Consider the following 6,378-nt stretch of genomic DNA (forward strand, 5'->3'; position numbering starts at 1 on the left):
ACGGCGCCGGGACGCCGTGGACGGCCGGGCGCGGGACGAAGCGGGCAAGGCCGCGCACGCGCGGCCGCCGCGAGCGCAGTCCCGCGCCTCAGCGGGAGGCCCCCGGCGCGCGCACCGGCGCGGGGGGAATAGACCCTGGGTTATGGGTCGGCACTAACGCGTGTCGTTCGCCACGCTCGTCGCGCTCATCGCAGGCGCCACCCCACACGACGCCAGCGCGGCAAGCGGTCATTTCGGTGATCTGACGGCCATCTTCACTTCCAGCCCAGACCGGCCGTCTGCGCTCGCCGCGGCGAACGAGCAGTAGGAGCCCTGGAGCAGCTATCGGGTGCGGCGCACTCAATGACAGCTCGAGGCACAAAGTCATATACTGGGCTAACCTGCGACGTGTCTCATGAGGTCGATGCGACACGTCTCACCCCAAGTGTGGAATCGTGCATCTCCATGATCGCTGTCGTTCCTTCAATCCGCGCCGCCGTGCTGTCGCCCATCCTGCGCTGGATGGTCGGACGCGGCCTGCCTGTTGAAGAAGCGCTCCAAGAGGCCGCGCTCGGCGCGTGGGTCGCCGAGGATGCCGACGGCTTCGCACCGATCCTCAACAGCGCGGAGCTGCTGCGCCGCCTCGGGCGGACGGAGGGTCCTGACGTTTTCTGCCGCATCGGGGCGAGCACCAGTTTCAGCGAGATCGGGGCCATCGGCGTCATCGCACTCGCGCGGCGGACTCCGCGTCTGGCATTGCACGCGATCGTCGATTTCATGCCGCGACACAGCACGCATGAGCGCATCGCGGTCGAGGATACGCCGGAGGGCATCCGTTTCATCGACCTGTGGGGGCTCGGCTTCGATCAAGAGGCGTTGCATTACGTGCAGCAATACGTCGCCGCGCTCGCACAGGCGATCTGCAGGGCCACCGCGGCCGAAGCGCCGCTATTCTCCCGGGTCGAGATCGCGCCCCACCCCACTGCCGGGCTCGCGCACCTGCGCCCATGTTTCGGCCTGGTCGAGGCGGCGACGGAGCCGAAGCTCGTCATCGACATTCCGGCGCGCGTGGCCGACGCACGCCTCAAACGCCCCGCGGGCGATGTTCCCCGGGAGGCAGCGAAGCTTTCGGGAACGGGGGGCGAGGTGGACTTCGTGCAGTCGCTGCGCTGGACGATCAGTGCGATCATGGGCGCCGGGTCGATCTCGATCGACGACGTCGCGGCGGCGGCCGGAACCAGCCCGCGCACCCTGCAGCGGCGGCTCGCCGCCCACGACGTCGCGTTTTCCGATATGGTGGACGAGATGCGACGCGAGACGGCGCTCCGCCTGCTCGGGTCCGAGTGTATAGCCATGGGCGACGTCGCGGTTCGTCTCGGCTACGCCAACGCCTCGGCCCTGTCGCGCGCCGTGCGGCGCTGGACTGGCGAGACACCTCGGGCGATCCGCGCCAAAGCGCTTGCCGGAAAGCGGGTGCGACGGAAGGCCACGGGCGTCGGTGGCGTGCAAAGGTAAATCGCCTATTCATCGACCGGCATCATGAACACGATGAAATCGGTTCGCGCTGCATCGCCGCCCTCAGGGGGCACGTCCCCTTCCATGCGCCGCCCTCCTCGCGTGGGCGCGCTGCTTGGTCGCGCGCTGTCCATCGCCGCGGCTGTCATGGCGCTTGCCGGCTGCGGCGGACCGCTGACGCGTCAGCCCGTGCCGACCCCTCTCGCCGAAGCGGTGGAGCCGCTCGGCATGAGCGGCCTGCGCACATGGGGCGACGCCCTGAGCGAACGGGAGATGCAGGACTTCATCCTCGCCGAGGCGTCGCTGCTGCGGACGCGCTTCGGCCCTGAGCTCGCGGCGGGCCGAACGCCCCAGCTGGACTTGCTGGCGCTGTCCGGCGGCGGCCAGTGGGGCGCCTTCGGGGCGGGGCTGCTGACCGCCTGGAGCGAGAGCGGAACGCGGCCGGAGTTTCAGGGCGTCTCCGGCGTCTCGACCGGCGCGATCATCGCGCCCTTCGCCTTCCTCGGGCCGAAGCATGACGCGACGCTTCGCGAAATCTACTCGCGTTACGCGACCGCCGATCTCGTCGAGTCGACCCTCGTCTCGGGCCTGATCTCGGGCGCCGCGCTCGGCGACACCACGCCGCTGGCGCGGGTGATCGCGGAATACGTCACGCCGGACCTGCTGGCGGAGATCGCCATCGAACACCGGCGGGGCCGCCTGCTGTTCATCGGCACGACCAACCTCGACGCCGGACGACCGGTGATCTGGAACATCGGTGCCATCGCCGCCTCCGGCCACCCGGACGCGCTGGCGCTGGTGCGGTCGCTGATCCGGGCCTCGGCGGCGATCCCGGTGGCGTTTCCGCCGATCTTCATCGACGTGGAGGGGCCGGACGGTGCGGTCTACGACGAGATGCACGTCGACGGCGGCGCCTCGTCGCAGGTGACGTTCGTCTCGCCGCAACTACCGGTTGCGGCGGCGACGCGGGCGGTGTTCGGGCGCAACTTCGACCGTAGGCTCTGGGTGATCGTGAACAACGACCTGTCTCCGCCGCATCGCACCGTGCGCCCGCGGCTGCCGGCGATCGGCGAGGCGGCGGTGAGTTCCCTGATTCGCGGCAGCGGGACGGGCGACGTCTACCGCCTCTACGCCATCGCCCAACGCGACGACATCGCCTTCAACGTGACGTGGATCCCGCCCGAGACGCCGTGCCCGCCGCCGACCGAGGATTTCGACCGCGCGTTCATGGCGTGTCTCTACGACTTCGCCGGCGACTGGCTCCGCTCGGGTCAGGCGTGGCGCGACGCGCCGCCCTTCTTCGCGACCGACCTACCCGAAACGCTTGTCCTGTCCCATGCCGAGGCCCCCCGATGATCCGCTCGCTCGTCCTCGCCGCACTGCTGTTCCCCGGCGCCGCCCTCGCGCAGGACTGGTCCGAAGGGTGGAGCGGGCGGGTGACGCTCTACGGCTGGCTGCCGGCGGCCGAACTGGACAGCGCCGCGCCCACGCCGGGCGGCGGGCGCCTCTCCAGCGGTGTGTCGGCGGGGCTCGACAACGTGCTCGACGCGCTCGATTTCGCGGCCTTCGCCAACGCCGAGGCGCGGCGCGGCCGCCTTTTGCTGCTCGGCGACGTCATGTACACCAAGCTCTCGACGGACGGCGCCGGGCCTGCGGGCGCCCGCATCGACACGGGGCTGAAGGCGTTTGTCGGCACGGGCGCGGTCGGCTGGCGGCTGTGGTCCGACGAGACGGCCAGCATCGACGCCTTCGGCGGCGCGCGGCTCGTCTCGACCGAAGTGGACCTCTCGCGAAGCGACGCGCTTGAGTCGCAAAGCGCATCGGCGACCGAGACCTTCGTCGATCCGCTGATCGGCCTGCGGGTCGGCTATCAGGCGACGGACCGGATCGCGCTGCGCGCCGCCGCCGACATCGGCGGCTTCGGCCTCGGGTCGGATTTTTCGTGGGAGGCGTTCGTCGGCGGGTCCTACGCCTTTTCGGAGCGCATCCGCGGCGACCTCGGCTTTCGCTACCTGTCCATCGACTACGAGAACGACGGCGTCGAGGTGGACCTGCAACTCTATGGCCCGACCGTGGGCTTTTCGGTGGTGTTCTGACATGCTTGAGCGCCCCGACTGTCGCCGAAGGCCTTCCTGGCGCGTGCGCGCAGCGTATCGCCACGTCGCTGCGGCGTGCCTTGCCGCGCTGATGCATATCGCACCCGCTGGCCCTGCGGCGGCGCTGGCTTCCGATGCGGCGACCCTCGCGAAGAAGCTCTCCAACCCCATCGCCGACCTGATCAGCCTGCCGATCCAGTTCAACTTCGACCGGGGCATGGGGCCAGACGGCGACGGCGAGCGGTATCTGACCAACATCCAGCCGGTAATCCCGGTCGGGATCTCCGACGACTGGAATCTGATCTCGCGCACGATCCTGCCGGTGGTCGGGCTTGACGGCGGCGCGCTCGGCGGTGGATCGCAGTTCGGCCTCGGCGACGTGACGCAGTCGGCGTTCTTCTCGCCCAAGACCGCGGGGCCGGGCGGCCTGATCTGGGGCGTCGGGCCGGTGGCGCTTTTTCCGGCGGCGACCGACGACGCCCTCGGGGGCGGGAAATGGGCCGCGGGGCCGACGGCGGTCGCGCTGGTCCAGCGGGGGCCATGGACGGTCGGCGCGCTGGCGAACCACCTTTGGTCGTTCGCGGGCGACGACTCCCGGACGGATGTGAACGCGAGCTTCGTCCAGCCCTTCGTCGCACACTCCTGGCCAACGGCCACCACCCTGACGCTGAACATGGAGATGACCTACGACTGGCGCGAAAATCAGGCGTCGCCGGCGGTCAACCTCGTGGCCTCGCAGATCCTGCCGATTGGCGCTCAACTGATCCAGATCGGCGTGGGAGCGCGTTACTGGCTCGACGGGCCGGATGGCGGCCCCGAGGGCTTTGGCGCCAGATCGCAGCTCACCTTTCTGTTTCCACGGTGACGAGACGGACATGAGAGGGAGGACAACCATGAATTTCCGCAGGGCGGCGACGATGGCGGCGCTGGTCGCGACGCCCCTCGGGGCCGCCGAGATCGACCCCGACGCCGACAGCGTTCTCCAAGCCATGTGCGGCGCGCTCGGCGCGATGCCCGCCTTCCGCGTGACGTCGGACGCGGCGACCGAAATCGTGCTGCGCGACGGACGGAAGCTGCACCTCCTCGCCACGACGACGGCGGACGTTGATCGCGCGGCGGGGTTCCGGTTGCGCCGCCAGGGCGCTCTGGGCGCGACGGAGGCCGTGCATGACGGCGCTGCGCTCACCGTCTGGTCAGAGGCGCTCGGAGGCTACGCAGCCGTCCCGTCTCCCGGCGGGGTGGACGATGGTCTCGACGCGCTGCTGGCGCTGTTCGGCGAGGGCGCGGCCGGCGGCGCCGATCTGCTCTACGCCGATCCCTGCGCCACGCTGATGAACGGCGTCGAGCGCGGCGACTACATGGGCCTGACCACGGTCGCGGGCCAGCCGGCCCATCACCTGTTCTATCGCGCCGCCGATCACGACTGGCAGATCTGGGTGCGCGACGGCGAACCGGCGCTGCCGCTGCGCTATGTCATCACCGCCAAATGGGTGATGGGCGCGCCCCAGTTCACCGCGCAGTTTCACGACTGGTCGGCGGGGGTGAGCGGCGATTTCGCCTTCGCGCCGCCGGACGGGGCGCGCGCGGTCGATGCGACCGAGTTTCAGCTCGAGGAATGGGAGTGAGGACGACGAACGCATCAAGGCTCAGCCGCGTCGCGATCCTCGGCGCCCTCGTCGCGGGCCTCGCGCTCGACTTCGATCCGGCGCAATGGGTCGGCGAGACGCCGTTCTCGACGGCGGAGGCGCGCGTCGGCCGGCCGCTGACCCCCGTCAGCGTCGCCGGCGTCGCGCGCCGCACCACCCGGCGCGTCGTCCGCCGCACGACGGTCTATGTCGCGGCGCTGCCCGCCGGATGCCGCCCGGTTGTGATCAACGGCGCGAATTTCTACAGCTGCGGCGCGGTCTATTACCAACCCCATGGGAACCAATATGTCCTGGTCGAAGTCCAGTAGGCGGCCGAGCCGCCGGGCCTTGATCGGCGGCGCCGCCGCCCTTCTCGCCACCCCTTTCGCCGCGTGGTCGGCGGACAGACCGCCGCCGCGCGACGCCGCTGTCGGCAAGGTCCGCTTCAGCCAGATTCAGGTCGCTTTCATGTGGAGCGGCTCGGTCGGCGGCGGCGTGCTGAGCTTCGAGGGGCGCGACCACGGCTTCACGATGGGCGGCGTCGGCTATGGCGGCATCGGCGCCTCGCGGGTCGAGGCCGAAGGCGAGGTCTATGGCCTGACGCATGTCGGGGAGTTTGAGGGCGCCTACGCCCAGGTGCGCTATGGCGTCGCCGCGGGCTCGGACTCGCTCGGCGAGCTGTGGCTGCAGAATGTCGAGCATGGCGGGGTCGAGATCCGACTGCAGAGCCGCCGCCAAGGCCTCGCGCTCTCGCTCGGCGGCGACGCCGTCTACATTCGCTTCGATTGAGAGGGCGCGCCATGCGGACCATCGCAACCTTCACCGCCGCCACGCTGCTTGCGGCGACTACAGCCGCCGCTGAGGAGGCGATCACCATCGACGCCTTCGCGGTGCTCTCGGCGCATGGCGCCGTGATCGCGACTTCGGACACCGCCACCAGCTTCGCGGGCGAGATGCACGGGCCGTACTTCGTGGATACGGGGCACGGCCCGATCCCGGCGGGCCGCATCGTATGCGTTGGCACGATCGAGGCAGACAGCGCCGACGGCCGCCAGACCGGAGCCGCCCGGTGCAGGATCGAGGCCGAGGACGGGGCGGTCGCCTATGGCGGCTTCACCTGCGCGGGCTGGCGGCTCGTCGGCTGCGCGGGCCCCTTCACCATG

The 6,378-nt window shown here is 70.4% G+C and carries 8 protein-coding genes; all 8 read left to right on the forward strand.

From position 1 onward, the window contains the following. Positions 1–444 precede the first annotated feature (444 nt). Positions 445–1,494, forward strand: coding sequence for a helix-turn-helix transcriptional regulator (locus tag V7Q31_RS16660; protein WP_333834983.1), 1,050 nt, complete (start codon positions 445–447; stop codon positions 1,492–1,494). A gap of 189 nt (positions 1,495–1,683) precedes the next feature. Further along, positions 1,684–2,850 carry a patatin-like phospholipase family protein gene (locus tag V7Q31_RS16665; RefSeq protein WP_333834984.1) on the forward strand — a complete coding sequence of 389 codons (1,167 nt, stop codon included), beginning with the start codon at positions 1,684–1,686 and terminating at the stop codon, positions 2,848–2,850. Next, positions 2,847–3,590 carry a hypothetical protein gene (locus V7Q31_RS16670; protein ID WP_333834985.1) on the forward strand — a complete coding sequence of 248 codons (744 nt, stop codon included), beginning with the start codon at positions 2,847–2,849 and terminating at the stop codon, positions 3,588–3,590. Before V7Q31_RS16665 ends, V7Q31_RS16670 begins: the two co-directional genes overlap by 4 nt. A 91-nt stretch (positions 3,591–3,681) precedes the next feature. After that, on the forward strand, positions 3,682–4,455 hold the full coding sequence (locus V7Q31_RS16675; protein ID WP_333834986.1) for a transporter: 774 nt from the start codon (positions 3,682–3,684) through the stop codon (positions 4,453–4,455). 28 nt (positions 4,456–4,483) lie between these two features. Further along, positions 4,484–5,215, forward strand: a complete 732-nt coding sequence (locus V7Q31_RS16680; RefSeq protein ID WP_333834987.1) for a DUF2092 domain-containing protein — start codon at positions 4,484–4,486, stop codon at positions 5,213–5,215. Beyond that, on the forward strand, positions 5,212–5,544 hold the full coding sequence (locus V7Q31_RS16685) for a hypothetical protein (protein ID WP_333834988.1): 333 nt from the start codon (positions 5,212–5,214) through the stop codon (positions 5,542–5,544). The genes V7Q31_RS16680 and V7Q31_RS16685 overlap by 4 nt, the downstream gene beginning before the upstream one ends. Positions 5,545–5,563: 19 nt before the next feature. Then, positions 5,564–6,004: a hypothetical protein gene (locus V7Q31_RS16690; RefSeq protein ID WP_333834989.1), complete on the forward strand. Its 441-nt coding sequence runs from the start codon at positions 5,564–5,566 to the stop codon at positions 6,002–6,004. Between the two features lie 11 nt (positions 6,005–6,015). After that, positions 6,016–6,378, forward strand: a 363-nt coding sequence (locus V7Q31_RS16695) for a hypothetical protein (RefSeq protein ID WP_333834990.1), incomplete at its 3' end; no start/stop codon positions are given.

Origin of the sequence: Rubrimonas sp., assembly GCF_036788415.1 — a bacterium.
GTDB lineage: Bacteria > Pseudomonadota > Alphaproteobacteria > Rhodobacterales > Rhodobacteraceae > Rubrimonas.

Bases quoted from the DNA above. Each gene is read 5' to 3' on its own strand.
- V7Q31_RS16660 (WP_333834983.1), top strand. From the start codon at position 445: ATGATCGCTGTCGTTCCTTCAATCCGCGCCGCCGTGCTGTCGCCCATC.
- V7Q31_RS16670 (WP_333834985.1), top strand. From the start codon at position 2,847: ATGATCCGCTCGCTCGTCCTCGCCGCACTGCTGTTCCCCGGCGCCGCC.
- V7Q31_RS16675 (WP_333834986.1), top strand. From the start codon at position 3,682: ATGCATATCGCACCCGCTGGCCCTGCGGCGGCGCTGGCTTCCGATGCG.
- V7Q31_RS16680 (WP_333834987.1), top strand. From the start codon at position 4,484: ATGAATTTCCGCAGGGCGGCGACGATGGCGGCGCTGGTCGCGACGCCC.